This window comes from Rathayibacter sp. AY1B8, from assembly GCF_002932775.1.
Lineage (GTDB): Bacteria > Actinomycetota > Actinomycetes > Actinomycetales > Microbacteriaceae > Rathayibacter.
Genome location: NZ_PSWJ01000002.1, coordinates 324,058 through 342,434 on the forward strand (window position 1 = coordinate 324,058; position 18,377 = coordinate 342,434).

The window sequence follows — 18,377 nt, forward strand, 5'->3', positions numbered from 1 at the left end:
TCAAGGATAGGCGGCGGGCCGCCATCGCGCGGACGGGGCGCCAGGGGCCCTCCCGCTCGCGGACCCGACCTCCTCGGCCCGGCTCGATCCTCCGAGCGGCAGGCGGCAGCCGCTCCTCGCCGTTCCGCCGGGGTCGCGATCGCATCGACGCGAGAATCACCAGACGCCGTCACCGGCCGACAGCCGCCACCCCGCCCGCCGAGCTCTGCGGCACCGGTCCGCACCTCCACAAGGAGAACCCGGTGACCGCGGAGGCGTGCTCCCCCGACTCCGTCGCCGCCGGCCCCCACTCCTGCAGCTCGGTGCACCCGTCCGCCACTGCGGCCTTCCGCACCGACTCGGTCGGCGGAGCGGAGTTCTTCAGCACCAGCAGAGGCGTGCGTCCTGCCGCGATCATCCGGGTGACGTCCTGCTCGGTGAAGACCCGCGCCTGGCCGGAGTAGCCGCCGTCGGTGAGCACGCTCGCGCCGGTCGCCGTGATGATCGGCGCCGAGATCGCCCAGGAGTCGGTGAGGAACAGGGGCGCCCCGTCCACCCCGCCGCCGGCGGCACGAGCGGCGGCGACCAGGCCGGTCTCGTCGGCGGTCATCGAGTCGTGCCCGCCGACCGCGTCCGGCGACGAGACCGCGAACGGAGCCGAGGTCTCGGCCCGCTGCGGGAAGCGCAGGCCGACGAGCGCGTCGCCGCCCGACCCGTCGAGGGACGCGTCGAGCACCTGCAGGCTGAACGCGACCGGCCCGGCCAGGATCACGACCGCTGCCGCGAGCGCGACGGGACGACGCCGGGCCGCTTCCCTCCGGCTCCCGACCGCTCGCTCCACCGCACCGCCCCTCCGTCGCCGCGCCGCCACCGCGACCACGACGAGCCCTGCTCCGGCGAGCGCCGCGAACGGCAGGCCCAGCACCGCGGGCAGCTGCCCGCCCACGGCGAGCGCCGCGCTCCACGCCGTCTGCGCGACGAGGAGGAGCGGCAGCACCAGCCGCGCGACGACCCGGGTCGACGCGAGCAGCCGCACCGCCTCCGCCCAGCCCAGCGCCGCGAGGAGCGCCAGCTGCACTCCGATCGCCGCGACGTAGGCGGTGTGCGGCACCGTCGCCACCGAGAGCACCGCCGCCGCCGTCGCCAGCCACACCGCGGTCAGGACCAGGAGGGCGAACGGACCGCGGGTGCTCCCCCGCCGCGGCCGCCAGCGCACCGCCCCCAGGATCAGCCCCGCGAGCGCCGCGGGGTACAGCCAGCCCACCTGGGTCGCGTACTGCGCGAGCAGAAGCTTCACCGGCGACGATCCCGCCGCTCCGCCCATCGCCGCGACGTGGGCGGACGCGACGACGGCGCCGGGCACCGCGCCCGAGATCAGCCGGTCGAGCCCGTTGAATCCGAACACCATCGCGAACACGTCGTTCCCCGTCGACCCGTCGATGTACGGCCGGCCGCCCGCGGGCACCGCCTGGATCGCGACCGTCCACGCCACGGAGGCACCCACCGCGACGGCCAGGAGCCCGCCCGCCCAGGCGAGGGCTCGGCGCCACCCGTGCACCCCGACGAGAGTCGCCACCACGAGCGCCGGCAGGACGAACCAGGCCTGCATCATCTTCGCCTGGAAGCCGATCCCGATGGACAGCCCGGTCATCAGGAGCGGCCACCACCGCCCGGTCAGCACCGCTCGCTGCCACCACACCAGCGCCACAGCGAGTGCCGCCGTGAGCAGCCCGTCCTCCATCGGGTGCCCGAACATCGACACGAGGATCGGCGTGCTCGCCGCCGCTGCCGCCGCGACCAGCCCGAGCCCCCGGCCGCCCCACCGGAGCCCGACGACCGAGCACGCCGCGACCGTGATCAGCCCCTCGATCAGCTGCGGCAGCGCGATCGACGACGTCGACATGCCGAACAGCCGGATGCTCAGCGCCTGCGGCACCGCGAACCCCGCCAGCTTGTCCAGCGTCACCGTGGCGGCGGGATCGAAGGCTCCGAACGCCAGCGCGTGCCACGACTCCGACATCGACCGTGCCGCCGCCTCGTAGAAGACGGCGTCTCCGCCCCGGGCGAGATTCCAGCCGGTGAGGACCGTCGAACCGCACAGGATCGCGAGGAGGGTGAGCCGCGCCCACCAGGGTTCGCGCCACCAGCGGGCGAGCGGAGCGGAGTGGGTCACGTCCACCGACGCTAGGGAGCCGGCCTGCCGCCGCCCTTGCGGGCGGTCGGGGAGACGCCGTGCATGCCGCTCCGGCTTCTCAGTCCGGACGCCGCCGGCACGGCCGACGACCAGGAAGGGTGCCGCGCCGCCCCGGTGACCCTCTAGGGTGCGGACATGCCCCGCTCCATGGCCGACCTCTCCTTCCGCCGCGCCCAGTGGGAGCAGCGCTATGCACCGCACGTGGCTCCCGTGAACCGCTGGGTCGACGAGCTGCGGAACCCCTACGGACGCGGCTGGCTGCCCTACGTCGCTCCCCTGCACGGCGGAGTGGAGGCGCGCGTCCTCAGCGTCCTCCGCGATCCCGGCCCCGCCACCCAGGACGGCGTCGGAAGCGGCTTCCTCTGCACCGAGAACGACGACCCGACGGCGGAGCTCATGGCCGGGCTGATGGACGAGGTGGGCCTCGCCCCCGCCGACCTGCTGCCGTGGAACGCCTACCCCTGGTACATCAACCAGGCGCCGAACGCCGAGCAGCTCGACGCCGGCGTCGAGACCGTCCTGCATCTGCTCGCGCTCGCCCCAGGCGTCGAGGTGGTCCTCCTGCAGGGCGGCGACGCCGATCACGGCTGGCGGCGCCTCCTCAGGCGGCACCCGGCGATCGAGCGCGAGCGCGGCCTCACGGTGATCCGCACCTTCCACCCGTCGCGACAGGCGCTCTGGGCACGAGATCCCGCCGAGCGGGAGGCGCGCTCCGCCCGACGTCGCGAGGCCTTCGCCGAGGTCGCCGCAGCGCTCCGGTGAGCGGCCCGCAGCCTCACGACGAGGCCCGGAAACGACGGAAGCCCTGACGACGACCAGTGGTCTCATCAGGGCTTTCCGTCGGGCTGACAGGATTTGAACCTGCGACCCCTTGACCCCCAGTCAAGTGCGCTACCAAGCTGCGCCACAGCCCGTGGCAGACCGGGCCGAGGCCCGGGCAACTCGACTACCTTAGCGGATGCCGACGCCGGAAGTGAAAACGAGCGGGCCCCGTAGACTCGCTGCGCGGAACGCGTCGGCACGGGTCGACGCGCCGTCGGCAGCTCGGGAGGCGTCAGCAGTGGATGCGCGGCAGAAGCGATCACAGGTGGCCCTGCACCGGGCCATCATCGAACTCGCGACCGGCCGCGACGTCGCCACCCTCACCGTCTCCGAGATCACGGATCTCGCCGGCGTGAACCGCTCCACCTTCTACGCCCACGCCTCCTCCGCCGCAGAACTGCTCTGCGCCGCCCTGCGGGACGAGCTCGACGCGATCCGCGAGGGCTACCTGCAGCAGCTCCGGAGCGGCGCCGCGACCGACGCGAGCATCCGCGAGGGCACCTCCCGCGTCCTCGGCCACCTGGACGGCCACCGCGACCTCTACCTCCGCGCCTTCGACGCCCCCGGCGGCGACTCGGGCCTCCGCGCGATGCTCGCGGGGCACTTCCGTACCGCCGTCTCCGCGACGCTCGACACCGGGATCCTCGACGTCCCGGCCGCGGACGCACCGCTCGGGTTCCTCGAGAACGCGACGGCCTCGTTCCTCGCGGCGGGCTCCGTCGGCCTGATGGAGCAGTGGCTCCGCCTGCCCGCGCCCCGCGATCCCGGCAGCTACCTCGCCGCCTACCGACGGCTCCTGCCGCCGTGGTGGCCCTTCGCCACCGGCGACTGATCGGCCTCCCGGCCCTGCCGACGCCCGATCGGAGAGACGACCGCCCGGTTCGAGGGAGGCCGCTGGGCCTTCGGCAGCACCGCGCCGCCCGTCACTCCCGCTCGCGACGAGGCCGACCCGCTCGATCGAGCCGCATCGGAGCGGCATCCGCCCCTCGACTCGACGACCGCTCCTCCCGGAGACGCGGACGGCCCGCGGGAGGAGCTCCCACGGGCCGGACACGGTGCGGCTGCGCTCAGCGCGCGCGCTTCTCGCGGACGCGCATGTTGACGTTCACCGGCGACCCCTGGAAGCCGTAGATCTCGCGCAGGCGGCGCGCGATGTAGCGGCGGTAGCCCGGGTCGAGGAACCCCGTCGTGAAGAGGACGAATGTCGGCGGGCGGGACGAGGCCTGCGTGCCGAAGAGCACGCGGGGCTGCTTGCCTCCGCGGAGGGGGTGCGGGTGCGCCGCGGTGAGCTCGGCGAGGAACGCGTTGAACTTGCCCGTCGGGATGCGCGTGTCCCACGACTCGAGGGCGAGCTCGAGCGCCGGCACGAGCTTCTCGAGGTGGCGGCCGGTGCGGGCCGAGATGTTGACGCGGGGCGCCCACGCCACGTGGGCGAGGTCGGTCTCGATCTCGCGCTCGAGGTAGCGGCGGCGCTCGTCGTCGAGGAGGTCCCACTTGTTGAAGGCGAGCACGAGCGCCCGGCCCGACTCCAGCACCAGGTCGATGATGCGGACGTCCTGCTCCGAGATCGGCTGCGAGACGTCGAGGACGACGACGGCGACCTCGGCCTTCTCGAGCGCGGTCGAGGTGCGCAGCGACGCGTAGAAGTCGGCGCCCTGCTGGAGGTGCACGCGGCGGCGGATGCCCGCGGTGTCGACGAAGCGCCAGACCTTGCCGGCGATCTCGACCTGCTCGTCGACCGGGTCGCGCGTGGTGCCGGCGAGCTCGTTGACGACGACCCGCTCCTCCCCCGCCGCCTTGTTGAGCAGGCTGGACTTGCCGACGTTCGGGCGGCCGAGGATCGCGACGCGGCGCGGTCCGCCGACCTCGCGCTTGGCGACGGCCGACTCCAGAGGGAGCTTCTCGAGCACCGCGTCGAGAAGGTCGGCGACGCCGCGGCCGTGGACGGCCGAGACGGGGCGGGGCTCGCCCAGGCCGAGCGACCACAGCGAGGCGGCGTTCGGCTCCTGGCGGGCGTCGTCCACCTTGTTCGCGGCGAGGAAGACCGGCTTCTTCGTCTTGCGCAGCAGCTTCACGACGTGCTCGTCGGTCGCGGTCGCGCCGACGTTCGCGTCGACGACGAAGATGACGGCGTCGGCGAGGTCGATGGCGATCTCGGCCTGCATGGCGACGGAGGCGTCGATGCCGCGGGCGTCGGGCTCCCAGCCGCCGGTGTCGACGATGGTGAACGCCCGGTCGATCCACTCCGCCTTGTAGGACACGCGGTCGCGCGTGACGCCCGGGGTGTCCTCGACGACGGCCTCGCGGCGGCCGAGGATGCGGTTCACCAGCGCGGACTTGCCGACGTTGGGGCGGCCCACGATCGCCACGACCGGGAGGGCGGGGAGGTAGCGGACCTCGTCCGAGTCCTCCCCGGCGAACTCGAGGAGGTCGAGGTCCTCCTCGTCGAGGTCGTAGTCCTCGAGTCCGCTGCGGAGCGCCTGCGCGCGTGAGGAGGCGAGCTGCTCGTCGAGGTCGCCGAGGCGCTCGACGAGGTCGTCGTCTCCGAAGTTCAGCTCGTCGTCACCGACGTGCGTGTCCTGTGCCATGACCGGCCCTTGCTCTCGAAGTTCGGACCTCGGCGACGACCGCGTCGACGGTCTGCTCGAAGTCGAGATGAGTGGAGTCGAGAAGAGTGACTCCTTCTGCGGCGTTCATGAAGTCGACCACCTGCGAGTCGGCGCGGTCCCTCGACCGCAGCGCCTGACCCGTCGCCTCGGCGGATTCCGTGGTGACCTCGCGCGAACGCCTGGCCATTCTAGCCTCTTCGCTCGCCGTCAGCAGGATCCGGACCGGAGCGGTCGGTGCGACGACCGTCGTGATGTCGCGGCCCTCGACGATGATGCCCTCCCGACGCGTCTCGCCGATGATCCTCCGGAACAGCAGTGTGATCCTCCGACGGACCTCGGGGACCTTCGCCACGGCCGAGACGCGCGCGGTCACCCGGGGCTCGCGGATGGCGGTGGTCACCTCGGTCGGACCGACCCACACCGAGTACGACTCGGGGTCGGTGCCGATGGAGTAGTCGAAGCCGTCGAGCGCGTCGACGATCGCGTCCTGGTCCTTGAAGTCGAGGCCGCGGTCGAGCCCGTGCCAGGCGAGCGCGCGGTAGGCCGCTCCCGTGTCGAGGAACTCGAAGTCGAGGCGGCGGGCGGCAGCCCTCGACACGCTGGACTTGCCGCTGCCGGCCGGGCCGTCGATGGCGACCACGACGGCCTCGCCGAAGTCGCCCTGCTCGGCGGCCTCGGAGCGCGCCTCGCGCTCGGGAGCCGCGCCCCCGTCCTCCGGGATGCTCTGCTGTGCCCGGCGGGCGGGCGTCATCCTGTTCAGGCCGCCCTCCTGCCTGTTCTGCTCGGTGCTCATCCGGCGATCCTCCAGCCGCGTATGGTCAGTTCTTCGGTCAGCGGCGCGACCGCTTCGGGCACCACCGAGATCTCGGCGAGACCCACTCGGCGCCCCTGCGCGTGCTCGAGGCGCACGTCCTCGAGATTGACGCCCGCCTCGCCGATCTCCACCAGGAGCCGCGCGAGGGTTCCGGGAGAGTCGTCGACGAGGACGATCAGGGTCGAGAAGCGCTGGTCCTGGCCGTGCTTGCCGGGCAGGCGCGCCACTCCGGCGTTGCCCGCGGCCAGGTGCTCGGCGAGCACGCGGCGCGAGCCGGGCGCCTCGAGGTCGCGGAGAGCGTCGGCGACCGCGGCGACGTCGTCGCGGAAGGCGTCGAGCACCGCGACGACGTGCTCGCGGTTCGCGGCCAGGATCTGCATCCAGAGCTCGGGGGCCGAGGCCGCCAGGCGCGAGACGTCGCGGACGCCCTGCCCGGCGAGGCGGAGCGCCGCGTTCGGGGCGTCGAGGAGGCGCTGGCCGAGCAGTGACGAGATCACCTGCGGGGCGTGCGAGACGAGGCCGACCGAGAGGTCGTGCTCCTCCGGGTCCATCTCGACGATGGTGCCGCCGAGGTCGAGAGCGAGGCCCTCCACCCTTGCGAGCGCGTCGGGCGCGGTCTCGCCGTCGCGGCAGATCACCCAGGGTCTGCCGACGAAGAGGTCTCCCCGCGCGGCGACCGGTCCGCCGCGCTCGCGGCCGGCCATCGGGTGCGAGCCGATGTAGCGGGCGAGGTCGACGCCGCGGGAGCGCAGCTCGCGCAGCGGCTGGGTCTTGACGCTCGCCACGTCGGTGACGACGGCTCCGGGGTGCGCCGCGAGCTCGCGCTCGACGACGCTCGCTGTGACGTCAGGGGGGACGCAGACGACGACGACGGAGGGCCGGTCGTCGGCGGAGGCGGCGCGGCCGGCCCCGTAGTCGATGGCGAGGGAGAGGCTCGCGGGCGAGGCGTCGTCGAGGACGACGTCGATCCCGCGGGAGGCGAGGCCGAGGCCGATGGAGGCGCCGAGCAGTCCGGAGCCGACCACCCGCACCGTCCCGGTCGTCCGCATCGCGGGCGGCGCGGGGTGCAGGAGCTCGTTCACCCCGACAGCCTAGCGATCGGCGCGGCGCTGCTTGTCGGCGCCGGACCGGCGCGGAGGACCGTCGCTCCGCCCGCCGCCGGCGGAGGAGCCGCCGCGATCGGACGACCGTCCCGCCGAGCCGCCGCGGTCGGACGACCGTCCCGCCGATCCGCCGCGATCCGAGGATCGCCCGGCCGAGCCGCGCTCCGCCGGGGCGACGCGCTCGCCGCTGTCAGGCCGGGGCCGCCGCGCACCCGCGCTCACCTTCTTCGAGGGGACCGCGGGAGCGGCCGCCACCGCCTCGCCGCCCTGCCGCGCGATCGTGAGCAGCGCGCCCAGCTCCTCCCGGGTCAGGTCGCGCAGATCGCCCGAGCGCAGGGTGCCCAGGTGCAGCGGCCCGAACTGGCGCCGGACGAGCTCGATCACCGGGTGGCCGACAGCCGCCATCATCCGGCGGACGACCCGGTTGCGACCGGAGTGCAGGGTGATCTCGACGAGCGAGGCGTTCGAGCGGCCCTCCGGCCGGCCGAGGAGACGCGCCTTGTCGGCGGCCACCGGTCCGTCGTCGAGCTCGATCCCGGAGGTCAGCGTCGCGATCGTCTGCGGGAGGACCTGCCCGTGCACCTTCGCGATGTAGGTCTTCGTCACTCCGAACGACGGGTGCGCGAGGACGTGGGCGAGCTCGCCGTCGTTGGTCAGCACCAGCAGTCCCGAGGTCTCGGCGTCGAGGCGCCCGACGTTGAACAGCCGCTCCTCGAAGTTCTTCGTGTAGAGGCTGAGGTCGGTGCGTCCGTTCTCGTCCGCCAGCGAGCTGACGACGCCGATCGGCTTGTTGAGCATGACGTAGCGGCGCGAGGTGTCCAGCTGCACCGCGACCCCGTCGACCTCGATCCGGTCGGTCGCCGGATCGATGCGGCGGCCGAGCTCGTCCGCCACCTCGCCGTTGACGCGGATCCGCCGCGCCACGATCATCTCCTCGACCACTCGTCGGGAGGCGACCCCCGCTGCCGCGAGGACCTTCTGCAGTCGTTCGCCGTCGGGGCCGCTGTCAGGCGCGCTCATCGAATCCGTCTCTTCCGTCGCTCAGTAGGGGGGAGATCTTCGGCAGCTCGTCGAGCGAGGTGAGGCCGAGGTGCACGAGCAGCTGCTCGGTGGTGCCGTAGAGGACCGCGCCCGTCTCGGGGTCGTGGCCGACCTCCGCGATGAGGCCGCGGCCGAGGAGGGTGCGCGCGACGGAGTCGACGTTGACCGCGCGGATCTGCGCGACCTGACCGCGCGAGACCGGCTGCTTGTAGGCGATCACGGCGAGCGTCTCGAGCGCCGCCTGCGAGAGCCGCGTCGGGTTCTGCGTCAGGACGAAGTCCTTGACCACCGGGTCGTACTCGCGGCGCACGTAGATCCGCCAGCCGGCACCGACCTCGCGCAGCTCGAAGCCCCGGCGGATCGCCCCGTCGGCGCCGTCGTAGTCGGCGACCAGGCGCTCGATCGACTGGCGGACCACGGCGATCGGCCTCGACAGCGCGGTCGCGAGGGAGGCGAGCGGCTGCGGCTCGTCCGCGACCATCAGGATCGCCTCGATCGCCCGGTCGATCTCGAACGCGACGGTCCCGGGGCCGGCGTCAGGAGTCATAGTCGGCTCCGAGCGCGGCGAGGCTCGCATCGCTCCACTGCTCGGCGACCCAGCGCAGCGTGAGCTCGCCGAGCGGCTCCGGCTGGTCGAACGAGATCGCGGCGTGCCGGTAGAGCTCGAGCACGGCCAGGAAGCGCGCGACGATCACGCCCTTCTCGTCGGCGTCCGCGATCAGCTCGCCGAAGGTGGCCCTCCCGCGGGCGCACAGCATCGCCACGACGTGCGCGGCCTGCTCCCGGATGCTGATCTGCGGGGCGTGCAGGTGGTCCAGGCCCACCGTCGGCAGCTCGCGCGGAGCGAGGGCGACGGTCGCGAGGGCGGCGAAGTCGGCGGGCGACAGGGTCCAGACGAGCTCCGGCTTCGCGGACCGGTACTCCTCCTCCAGAGGCACGTCCCGCACGTGGCGGGCGGTCTCGATCGCGATCCGCTCGGCGAACCACGACGACACCTGCTTGAAGGCGCGGTACTGCAGGAGCCGGGCGAACAGCAGGTCTCGCGCCTCCAGCAGCGCCGCGTCCTCGGCGTCGACGAGCTCGCCCTGGGGCAGGAGTCCGGCGATCTTCAGGTCGAGGAGCGTCGCGGCGACGACGAGGAACTCCGACGCGCGATCCAGCCCCTCGAGCGAGTCGATCCCGTGCAGGTACGAGAGGAACTCGTCCGTCACGGCGCTCAGCGCGATCTCGGTGATGTCGACCTGCTGCTTCGCGATGAGGCTCAGCAGGAGGTCGAACGGACCCTCGAAGTTGGTCAGCGCGAGGTGGAACCCGGGGGGAGCGGCGCGCTCCTCGAGGAGGACCTCAGGCGACCGCGCCACGCGAGATCAGCTCCCTGGCGAGCTTGCGGTACGCCTTCGCGGCGTTGTGCTCGGGCGCGAACTGGGTGATCGGGACGCCGGACACGCTGGCGTCCGGGAACTTCACCGTGCGGCCGATCACCGTCTCGAGCACGCTGTCGCCGAAGGCGTCGACCACCCGGTCGAGCACCTCCCGCGAGTGCAGGGTGCGGGAGTCGTACATCGTGGGCAGGATGCCGTCGAGCTCGATCACCGGGTTGAGCCGGTCGCGGACCTTGTCGATCGTCTCGATCAGCAGGGCGACGCCGCGCAGCGCGAAGAACTCGCACTCGAGCGGGATGAGGACGCCGTGGCTCGCGGTGAGCGCGTTGACCGTGAGCAGGCCCAGCGAGGGCTGGCAGTCGATCAGGATGACGTCGTAGTCCGCGCTCACCTTGCGGAGCACCCGGGCGAGGATCTGCTCGCGCGCGACCTCGTTGACGAGGTGGACCTCGGCGGCGGAGAGGTCGATGTTGGCCGGGATGACGTCCAGGCCCGGCACGCGGGTCCTCCGGATCGCCTCGGCCGGGTCCTTCACGGTGCCGAGGAGCAGGTCGTAGATCGTGATGGCGTCGTAGGTGGTGACCCCGAGGCCGGCCGAGAGGGCGCCCTGCGGGTCGAAGTCGATGGCCAGCACGCGGCGGCCGTACTCGGCGAGGGTCGCGCCCAGGTTGATGGTCGTCGTCGTCTTGCCGACGCCGCCCTTCTGGTTGCAGAGCGAGATGATCCGGGCGGGGCCGTGACCGGTGAGCTCCACCGGCAGCGGGAAGTCGCGCAGGGGGCGGCCGGTCGGGCCGAGCGTCGGGGCTTCGAGACCGGTGAGCTCGGCCTTGTCGTCCGTCTTGCGTGTCACCTGCGTCGTCCTCGCTTCCGTGGCGGCGTGCGCTCCCGCGCGGCCTCCGACGAGTGTACCGGCGCCCCGCTCCCCGGCCGCCGCGCCCCGCCGCGCGGGTCCGCGGCTCTAGCGCCGCGCTCGCGGGTGCGCGGACGTGTAGACGTCCCGGAGCGTGTCCGCCGTCACCAGCGTGTAGATCTGCGTCGTCGCCACCGAGGCGTGCCCGAGGAGCTCCTGCACCACGCGGACGTCGGCGCCGCCCGCGAGCAGGTGGGTCGCGAAGGAGTGCCGGAAGGTGTGCGGCGAGATCTCCCGGTCCAGCCCAGCCTTCTCGGCGACGGCGCGGATGACCAGCCAGGCGCTCTGCCGCGACAGGCGGCTCCCGCGGACCCCCAGGAAGAGCGCCGGCGTCGCGCGCCCCCTCCGCGAGAGCTCGGGCCGCGCACGCACGAGGTACTCGTCGACCGCCTCGCGGGCGAAGCGGCCGAGCGGCACCATCCGCTGCTTGGACCCCTTGCCCGTCAGCCGCACCACCTCCGCGGCGACCACGTCGTCGACGTTCAGGTCCACCGCCTCCGAGATGCGCGCGCCCGTCGCGTAGAGCAGCTCCAGCAGGGCCCGGTCCCGCAGGTCCGCGAGCTCCTCGCCGCGCGCAGCGTCGAGCAGCGCCGCCATCTGCTCGACCGTGACCGCCTTCGGCAGGGTCATCGGGATCTTCGGCGGCAGCACGTCCCGGGCCACGTCGTCCGCGACGACCCCCTCCTCGAGGGCGAAGCGGTGCAGCCCTCGGACGCTCGAGAGGATCCGTGCGCGCGAGCTCGCCGCGAGCGGCCGCTCCGGGCGTGCGGCCAGCCAGGAGGAGAACTCCCCCACGTCGACGCGTCCGAGCTGCGCCAGATCGACGGTCCCGCGCTCCTCGAGCCAGCCGAGGTAGAGCTCCAGGTCGCGCCGGTAGGCCGCGAGCGTGTGCGCCGAGAGCCCGCGCTCCACGCTCGCCTGCCGGAGGTACGCCTCGGCGCAGGCGCGGGGGCTCACCCCCGGGGGTGGCGGACCCGCGGGTGGCGCGTCCACGGCGAGGACGCGTCGCCCAGCCCGTCCCAGTCGCGCGAGCGGAACGCGTGCGCCGCGAGCACCGCGATCGTCAGCGAGGGGTTCTGCACCCGGCGGGCGAGGACCGCCTCGACCGCCTCGTCCAGCGGCACCCACCGCAGCTCCATGTCGGCCTCCTCCGCCTCGCGGTCGAAGGCGGAGCCGGTGGACGAGAGCCCGCGGGCCAGGTAGATCCGGATGACCTCGTCGCTGCCGCCCGGCGAGGTGGCGAACTCCGAGAGCAGGTCCCAGCGCTCGGCCTGCAGGTCCGTCTCCTCGCCCAGCTCCCGCTGAGCGGCGACCAGCGGATCCTCGCCCTCGACGTCGAGCAGGCCGGCCGGGATCTCCCACTCGCGGGTGCGGACCGGGTGCCGGTACTGCTTGATCAGGGCGACGCGGTCCTCGTCGTCGAGGGCCAGCACCGCGACGGCTCCCGTGTGATCGAGGAACTCCCGGCGCAGCTCGCCGCCGCCGTAGCGGAACGTCTCCGCGCGGACGCCCCAGACCATCCCGTCGAAGACGCGCTCACTGGTCAGGACCTCCGGCTCGACGAGCTCGTCCGACAGCGGCTCACTCATCGGCGCCCGCCTCCGATGCCGGGAAGAGGCGCGAGGCCTCCTGGCGCTCGAGGGCGGCGGTCACGAGGCCGCGGAAGAGCGGGTGCGCGGCGTTCGGGCGCGAGCGGAGCTCCGGGTGCGCCTGCGTGCCCACGTAGTAGGGGTGCTTCTCGCGGGGCAGCTCGACGTACTCCACGAGGTGGCCGTCGGGCGAGAGGCCGGAGAACCAGAGCCCCGCCTCGGCGATCCGGTCGCGGTAGCGGTTGTTGACCTCGTAGCGGTGCCGGTGGCGCTCGGCCGCCTCAGGTGCGCCGTACACCTCGGCGACGATCGAGCCCTCGGCTAGCTCGGCCGTGTAGAGGCCGAGGCGCATCGTGCCGCCCATGTCCCCGGACGCGAGGATCTCGACCTGCTCGGCCATCGTCGCGATGACGGGGAACTCCGTCTCCGGGTCGAACTCCGACGACGAGGCCCCCTCGAGGCCGGCCTCGTTGCGGGCGTACTCGATGACCATGCACTGCAGGCCGAGGCAGAGCCCGAGGGTCGGTATCCCGTTCTCCCGCGCGAAGCGCAGCGCGCCGAGCTTGCCCTCGATGCCGCGGATGCCGAAGCCGCCGGGCACGCAGATGCCGTCGAGCTCGGAGAGCGCCTTGGCCGCAGCCTCGGGGTCCTCGAGCCCGTCGGAGGCGATCCAGCGGATGGCGACCTTCGTCTGCTGCGCGAAGCCGCCGGCTCGCAGAGCCTCCGTCACGGAGAGGTAGGCGTCGGGCAGGTCGATGTACTTCCCGACCAGGCCGATGGTGACCTCGTGCTTGGGCTCGTGCACGGCCTCGAGCAGTCGCGACCAGCCGTCCCAGACGACCTCGCCGGCCGGGAGGCCCAGCTGGTCGATGATGTAAGCGTCGAGGCCCTGCTCGTTGAGCATCTGCGGGATCTCGTAGATCGACGCGACGTCCTTGGCGTTGACCACGGCCTGCTCGTCGACGTCGCACATCAGCGCGATCTTGCGCTTGTTCGACTCCGACACGGGCCGGTCGCTCCGCAGCACCAGCGCGTCCGGCTGGATGCCGATCGAGCGCAGCGCCGCGACGGAGTGCTGGGTGGGCTTGGTCTTCTGCTCGCCGGAGGCGCCCATGAAGGGCACCAGCGAGACGTGCACGAAGAAGACGTTGCGGCGGCCGAGCTCGTGGCGGACCTGGCGGGCCGACTCGATGAACGGCTGGCTCTCGATGTCGCCGACGGTGCCGCCGATCTCGGTGATGATGACGTCCGGCTGCGGGTCGTCCTCCGACTGGAGGCGCATGCGCCGCTTGATCTCGTCCGTGATGTGCGGGATGACCTGGACCGTGTCGCCGAGGTACTCGCCGGCGCGCTCGCGCGCGATGACCCGCGAGTAGATCTGGCCGGTCGTGACGTTCGCGGCCTGGTTCAGGTTGATGTCGAGGAAGCGCTCGTAGTGGCCGATGTCGAGATCGGTCTCGGCGCCGTCGTCGGTCACGAAGACCTCGCCGTGCTGGAACGGGTTCATCGTCCCCGGGTCCACGTTGAGGTACGGGTCGAGCTTCTGCATGACGACGCGCAGCCCGCGCGCGGTCAGCAGGTTGCCCAGGCTCGCGGCCGTGAGTCCCTTGCCGAGCGAGGAGACGACACCGCCGGTGACGAAGATGTGCTTCGTGATCTTCGAGGGGGCGTCCTGCCCGGCCGTCGAAGCGTTCCGGGTCGAGGACCCGGAGGAGCCCTCGGGATCCGAGGGAGAAGAAGAGGAAAGGCCCGCGTTCGTAAAGTCCACCACGGGGTTCCACCGTAACAGCAGAACGGCGGCGGCGGACCGCCCGGGACGGATCGATGTCGTCCCGGGCCGCTCGCGATCAGCCCCGTCGGCTCGATTCGAGGAGCTCCCGCGCATGAGCGAGAGCGTTGGCGGAGTCGGTGAGCCCCGAGAGCAGGCGCGCCATCTCGGACACCCGCTCCTCGGAGTCGAGCTGCGTCACGGCGCTCGAGGTCACCGCGCCGTCCGAGCCCTTCTCGACGCGGAGGTGGTTCGTGGCGAATGCGGCGACCTGCGCGAGGTGGGTCACCACGATGACCTGCGACGTCTCGGCGAGCCGCGCGAGCCGTCGGCCGATCTCGATCGCCGCTGCTCCGCCGACCCCCGCGTCGACCTCGTCGAAGACGAACGTCGGCACCGGGTCGTTGGCGGCGACCACGACCTCGATCGCGAGCATCACCCTCGAGAGCTCGCCGCCCGAGGCTCCGCGGGCGAGGGGCCGGGGTGCGGCCCCGGTGTGCGGCTGGAGCAGCATCTCGACGGAGTCGCGCCCGTGGACGCTCGGCTCCCCCGCGGCCGTCACCTTCACGTGCAGGCGCGCATCCGCCATGGCCAGCGCGGTGAGCTCGTCGCTGACCCGCTCCCCCAGCTCGGCGGCCGCCGCGGTCCGCAGCTCGGTCAGCCGGGTCGCGAGGCGGTCGACGAGGTCCGCGTCGGCCGCGGTGTCGGCCTCGAGAGCCGCGATCCTCTCGTCGTCGCCGTCGAGCTCGAGCAGGCGGAGTCCGGAGGAGTCCACCAGGTCGAGCACGTCGTCCAGCGTCGGTCCGTAGGTGCGGGCGAGCAGGGACAGCTCCGCCCGCCGGTTCTCGATCAGCTCCAGGTCGTGCGCGCCGTCGAGGTCGAGCTCCGCCAGGTAGGAGGAGAGCCCGCCGGCGGCGTCGACGAGGAGCACCGCCGCCTCGCCGAGCGTCTGGACCGTCGGCTGCAGGGCGGCGTCGTGCTCGGCCGCCCGCTCCAGCACGCGCCGCGCCGTCTCGAGGAGCCCGAGCGCGTCCCGCCCGTCCAGCTCCTCGGACGAGATCGCCTCGCGGGCCTCGCCGGCGGCGAGCCGGAGCTGCTCGATGCTCCCGAGCCGGGCGGACTGCGCCGCGAGCTCGACGTCCTCCCCGCGCTGGGGGGCGACCACCTCGATCTCGGCGAGGGCCGAGCGGAGCCGTTCGGCTTCGCGGGCGCGCGTCTCCCGGGCCTCGGTGAGCGAGTCGAGCTCCTCCCGGTTGGCCCGCCAGCGCTCGAAGGCGCTCGCGTAGTCGCGGAGGGCGTCGGCGAGACCGGGTCCCCCGAACCGGTCGAGCGCCTCGCGCTGCGCCGCGGCGGAGCGGAGGCGAATCTGGTCCGACTGCCCGTGCACGACGACCAGCTGATCGGCGAGCTCGCTCAGCACGCTGACAGGTGCGCTCCGGCCGCCGACGACGGCTCGCCCGCGTCCCTCCGCCGAGACCGACCGCGCGAGGAGCAGCTCCGGGCCGTCGAGATCACCGCCGGCGTCATGGACGCGCTCGGCGACCGGGCCCTCCTCGGGGACCAGCCAGCGCCCCGACACCCAGGCCTGCTTCGCTCCCGAGCGCACCGCGGACGCGTCCGAGCGCGCGCCCAGCACGAGGCCGAGCGCCGTGACCACCATCGTCTTGCCGGCGCCGGTCTCGCCGGTGACCGCGGTGAAGCCCGGTCCGAGCGGGAGCGTCGCCTCGGCGATCACTCCGAGGTCGCGGATCTGCAGCTCTTCGAGCATCGGGCCTTACTCCGTCTCCGCCGACCCCCGCCATCCGCGGATGGGGAGACCGAACTTGTGCACGAGTCGATCGGTGAAGGGGGCGTCGTGCAGGCGCGCGAAGCGCACGGGCACGGGCGAGCGACGGTAGACGACGCGCGCTCCCGGCGGCAGCTCGTAGGCGCGCCGGCCGTCGGCCCAGAGGACGCCGACGCCGTCGGTCCTCTCCTTGACCTCGACGGCGAGGCTCGACGACGGACCCACGACGAGGGGCCGCGCGAAGAGCGCATGGGCACTGAGCGGAACGAGGAGCATCGCCTCGACGGTCGGCCACACGACGGGGCCGCCTCCGGAGAAGGCGTAAGCGGTGGAACCGGTCGGAGTGGACACGACGATGCCGTCGCAGCCGAAGCTCGACAGCGGCCGTCCGTCGACGCCCACCATGACCTCGAGCATCCGCTCGCGGCTGCCCTTCTCGACGGTGGCCTCGTTGAGCGCCCAGGTCTCGTAGACGACGGCCTCGTCGATCTTGACGCGCACCTGCAGGGTCATCCGCTCCTCGACCGCGTAGTCGCCGTCGAGCGCACGGGCGACGGCGTCGTCGAGATCGTCCCGCTCGCTCTCGGCGAGGAACCCGACGTGACCGAGGTTCACGCCGAGCAGAGGGGCCGTCCCGGACCGGACGATCTCCGCCGCGCGGAGGATAGTCCCGTCCCCGCCGAGCACGAACACGAGCTCGATGGACTCGAGCGGCACGTCGGACCCGAGCACGGCGACGTCGCTCAGATCCGGAGCGACCGCGACGATGTCGCCCTTGTCGTCGGCGCAGAGGACGGGGTGGGCGCCGGAGTTCCGGAGACGCTCGACGACGAGGACCGCCGCATCGAGGGAGTCCGTCCGTCCGGTGTGGGCGACGACGAGGATGTTGCGCTCGTCACGAGGGGACTGCATCGAGGGTGTGTCCTTCTGGTCGGTCGACAGCGGCGGACACGATCGCGTCACCCGGTGGTGAACGCGGTGACCGCGTCCCTCCATTCTGTCGGAATCGTTCCGCGGTCGCGGTGGAGGTGCGCCAGATACTCGCGATTCCCAGCGCCCCCCGGGAGTGGCGACTCGGCCAGCCCGACGACGCCGAGCCCCAGGTCCCAGGCCGACCACAGGACGTCCGAGAGGGCCTCGCGACGCAGCTCCGGATCCCGGACGATCCCCTCCCGCACTCCCAAGCGGCCGACCTCGAACTGCGGCTTCACCAGCACCACGAAGTCAGCGAGCGGATCCACAGAGGCGGCGACCGGAGGCAGAACCATCCGCAGGGAGATGAAGGACACGTCGGACACGACCAGGTCCGGAACGATCTCGGTCCTGGCGGCTTCGGCGAGCCGGGCGGCGGTGAGATCCCGCGCATTGAACCCCTCCACCACGTGGACGCGATCGTCGGACCGGATCCGGGGAGCGAGCTGCGCGTGCCCGACGTCGAGGGCGATCACCGAGGCGGCGCCGCGCTCGAGCAGGACCTGCGAGAACCCGCCCGTCGACGCCCCGACGTCGAGAGCGTTCCGGCCGGCGACTCGCACCGTCGCGAAGGTGTCGAGGGCGGCGAGCAGCTTGTGGGCGGCCCGGCTGACGTAGTGGTCGAGGCCGGCGACCGCGACGTCCTGATCGTCGCGGACGCGGATCGAGGGCTTCAGTGCAGGGACGCCGTCCACCGTCACCAGACCGTCGGCGATCATCCGAGCGGCATGGGTGCGGGACCGGGCGATGCCCCGTTCCGCGAGAGCCGAGTCGAGTCGCGAGTCGTCGGTCATCGGTCGCGGTCCGCGTTCTCGAGACGGATGCGCAGCTGCTCCTGCAGCTGGACGTATCCGGCTGCCCTCTCGTTGAGCGGAGTCTGCTCGATCCGGAGGAGCTCGTCTGACAGGACGTGCTCCTCCACGGGGTCGAAGCCGTTCTGGAGCGGCCTCGATTCCGGGGAGGGCGTCGGGTCGTGCTGAGTCATCGCTGCTCCTCGTTACGGAGTCGGGCGACGACGGTCATCGTCGCTCCGGCCGCTCCTGTTCGTCCTCGAACAGAGACCGACCGGTTAAACAGCGATGGCCACCCATTTCTGGGTGGCCATCGTGAATGGTGTCCGGCGGTGTCCTACTCTCCCACAGGGTCCCCCCTGCAGTACCATCGGCGCTGAGAGTCTTAGCTTCCGGGTTCGGAATGTGACCGGGCGTTTCCCTCTCGCTATGGCCGCCGTAACCCTGGCGACACACGCGCCCGAGGGCACATGGTCAAATCTGGGTTACACGCCGTGCGTGTATTCAATTGTTCCGCACCTCCCGAAGGAGGATGCGGGGTGCCCGTCTTCTGGGAACCACAAAGTGGACGCAAGCAATCTCTGACCACTCCTACCAGCCTTTACAACGGTATGAGT

At 72.6% G+C, this 18,377-nt stretch carries 16 protein-coding genes, 1 tRNA gene, 1 rRNA gene and 1 pseudogene; 2 read left to right on the forward strand and 17 right to left on the reverse strand.

What is annotated here, in order from left to right:
• Positions 1–169: 169 nt before the first annotated feature.
• Positions 170–2,152 carry a glycosyltransferase family 39 protein gene (locus C5C63_RS03135; RefSeq protein ID WP_104292436.1) on the reverse strand — a complete coding sequence of 661 codons (1,983 nt, stop codon included), beginning with the start codon at positions 2,150–2,152 and terminating at the stop codon, positions 170–172.
• 156 nt (positions 2,153–2,308) lie between these two features.
• Between C5C63_RS03135 and C5C63_RS17325 the strand changes: the two genes are divergently transcribed.
• Positions 2,309–2,935, forward strand: coding sequence for a uracil-DNA glycosylase (locus C5C63_RS17325; protein WP_104295619.1), 627 nt, complete (start codon positions 2,309–2,311; stop codon positions 2,933–2,935).
• A gap of 78 nt (positions 2,936–3,013) precedes the next feature.
• Here the strand turns inward: C5C63_RS17325 and C5C63_RS03145 are convergent.
• Positions 3,014–3,087, reverse strand: a tRNA-Pro gene (locus C5C63_RS03145).
• Positions 3,088–3,260: 173 nt separating this feature from the next.
• On the opposite strand from C5C63_RS03145, the gene C5C63_RS03150 reads away from it, so the two are divergent.
• On the forward strand, positions 3,261–3,827 hold the full coding sequence (locus tag C5C63_RS03150) for a TetR/AcrR family transcriptional regulator (protein ID WP_104250723.1): 567 nt from the start codon (positions 3,261–3,263) through the stop codon (positions 3,825–3,827).
• A 235-nt stretch (positions 3,828–4,062) separates the two neighbouring features.
• On the opposite strand, the gene der is transcribed toward C5C63_RS03150, so the two are convergent.
• The 15 genes and pseudogenes from der to rrf form a co-directional block, all read right to left on the reverse strand.
• Positions 4,063–5,583 carry a ribosome biogenesis GTPase Der gene (gene der / locus C5C63_RS03155; RefSeq protein WP_104222506.1) on the reverse strand — a complete coding sequence of 507 codons (1,521 nt, stop codon included), beginning with the start codon at positions 5,581–5,583 and terminating at the stop codon, positions 4,063–4,065.
• The gene (gene cmk / locus C5C63_RS03160) at positions 5,558–6,397 is read right to left on the reverse strand and encodes a (d)CMP kinase (RefSeq protein WP_258065373.1); all 840 of its coding nucleotides are present in this window, start codon (positions 6,395–6,397) and stop codon (positions 5,558–5,560) included. Before cmk ends, der begins: the two co-directional genes overlap by 26 nt.
• Complete coding sequence (locus C5C63_RS03165) at positions 6,394–7,467, reverse strand: prephenate dehydrogenase (protein ID WP_104222605.1); 1,074 nt, start codon at positions 7,465–7,467, stop codon at positions 6,394–6,396. The genes cmk and C5C63_RS03165 overlap by 4 nt, the downstream gene beginning before the upstream one ends.
• A 315-nt stretch (positions 7,468–7,782) precedes the next feature.
• A pseudogene (locus C5C63_RS03170) lies at positions 7,783–8,541 on the reverse strand (pseudouridine synthase); the annotation flags it as partial.
• Positions 8,528–9,109, reverse strand: coding sequence for an SMC-Scp complex subunit ScpB (gene scpB, locus C5C63_RS03175; RefSeq protein WP_104238575.1), 582 nt, complete (start codon positions 9,107–9,109; stop codon positions 8,528–8,530). The gene scpB and the pseudogene C5C63_RS03170, both read right to left, overlap by 14 nt.
• Positions 9,099–9,923 carry a ScpA family protein gene (locus tag C5C63_RS03180; protein ID WP_104292434.1) on the reverse strand — a complete coding sequence of 275 codons (825 nt, stop codon included), beginning with the start codon at positions 9,921–9,923 and terminating at the stop codon, positions 9,099–9,101. Before C5C63_RS03180 ends, scpB begins: the two co-directional genes overlap by 11 nt.
• Complete coding sequence (locus tag C5C63_RS03185) at positions 9,907–10,794, reverse strand: ParA family protein (protein WP_104222502.1); 888 nt, start codon at positions 10,792–10,794, stop codon at positions 9,907–9,909. Before C5C63_RS03185 ends, C5C63_RS03180 begins: the two co-directional genes overlap by 17 nt.
• A gap of 108 nt (positions 10,795–10,902) precedes the next feature.
• On the reverse strand, positions 10,903–11,811 hold the full coding sequence (gene xerD, locus C5C63_RS03190) for a site-specific tyrosine recombinase XerD (protein ID WP_104292433.1): 909 nt from the start codon (positions 11,809–11,811) through the stop codon (positions 10,903–10,905).
• Positions 11,808–12,443: an NUDIX hydrolase gene (locus C5C63_RS03195; protein WP_104233392.1), complete on the reverse strand. Its 636-nt coding sequence runs from the start codon at positions 12,441–12,443 to the stop codon at positions 11,808–11,810. The genes xerD and C5C63_RS03195 overlap by 4 nt, the downstream gene beginning before the upstream one ends.
• Positions 12,436–14,100: a CTP synthase gene (locus tag C5C63_RS03200; protein WP_104222604.1), complete on the reverse strand. Its 1,665-nt coding sequence runs from the start codon at positions 14,098–14,100 to the stop codon at positions 12,436–12,438. The genes C5C63_RS03195 and C5C63_RS03200 overlap by 8 nt, the downstream gene beginning before the upstream one ends.
• A gap of 190 nt (positions 14,101–14,290) precedes the next feature.
• Positions 14,291–15,979 carry a DNA repair protein RecN gene (gene recN / locus C5C63_RS03205; RefSeq protein ID WP_104247183.1) on the reverse strand — a complete coding sequence of 563 codons (1,689 nt, stop codon included), beginning with the start codon at positions 15,977–15,979 and terminating at the stop codon, positions 14,291–14,293.
• A 6-nt stretch (positions 15,980–15,985) separates the two neighbouring features.
• The gene (locus tag C5C63_RS03210) at positions 15,986–16,909 is read right to left on the reverse strand and encodes an NAD kinase (RefSeq protein ID WP_104222498.1); all 924 of its coding nucleotides are present in this window, start codon (positions 16,907–16,909) and stop codon (positions 15,986–15,988) included.
• Between the two features lie 47 nt (positions 16,910–16,956).
• Positions 16,957–17,763 (reverse strand): TlyA family RNA methyltransferase, encoded by an 807-nt coding sequence (locus C5C63_RS03215; protein WP_104292432.1) that lies wholly within the window; start codon positions 17,761–17,763, stop codon positions 16,957–16,959.
• Positions 17,760–17,954 carry a hypothetical protein gene (locus C5C63_RS03220; RefSeq protein WP_104267436.1) on the reverse strand — a complete coding sequence of 65 codons (195 nt, stop codon included), beginning with the start codon at positions 17,952–17,954 and terminating at the stop codon, positions 17,760–17,762. Before C5C63_RS03220 ends, C5C63_RS03215 begins: the two co-directional genes overlap by 4 nt.
• A gap of 130 nt (positions 17,955–18,084) precedes the next feature.
• Positions 18,085–18,201 (reverse strand): 5S ribosomal RNA (gene rrf / locus C5C63_RS03225).
• Between the last annotated feature and the right edge of the window lie 176 nt (positions 18,202–18,377).

Coding starts and splice junctions, on each gene's coding strand:
- C5C63_RS17325 (WP_104295619.1), top strand. CDS start 2,309: ATGCCCCGCTCCATGGCCGACCTCTCCTTCCGCCGCGCCCAGTGGGAG.
- der (WP_104222506.1), bottom strand. CDS start 5,583: ATGGCACAGGACACGCACGTCGGTGACGACGAGCTGAACTTCGGAGAC.
- cmk (WP_258065373.1), bottom strand. CDS start 6,397: ATGAGCACCGAGCAGAACAGGCAGGAGGGCGGCCTGAACAGGATGACG.
- C5C63_RS03165 (WP_104222605.1), bottom strand. CDS start 7,467: ATGCGGACGACCGGGACGGTGCGGGTGGTCGGCTCCGGACTGCTCGGC.
- scpB (WP_104238575.1), bottom strand. CDS start 9,109: ATGACTCCTGACGCCGGCCCCGGGACCGTCGCGTTCGAGATCGACCGG.
- C5C63_RS03195 (WP_104233392.1), bottom strand. CDS start 12,443: ATGAGTGAGCCGCTGTCGGACGAGCTCGTCGAGCCGGAGGTCCTGACC.
- recN (WP_104247183.1), bottom strand. CDS start 15,979: ATGCTCGAAGAGCTGCAGATCCGCGACCTCGGAGTGATCGCCGAGGCG.
- C5C63_RS03210 (WP_104222498.1), bottom strand. CDS start 16,909: ATGCAGTCCCCTCGTGACGAGCGCAACATCCTCGTCGTCGCCCACACC.
- C5C63_RS03215 (WP_104292432.1), bottom strand. CDS start 17,763: ATGACCGACGACTCGCGACTCGACTCGGCTCTCGCGGAACGGGGCATC.
- C5C63_RS03220 (WP_104267436.1), bottom strand. CDS start 17,954: ATGACTCAGCACGACCCGACGCCCTCCCCGGAATCGAGGCCGCTCCAG.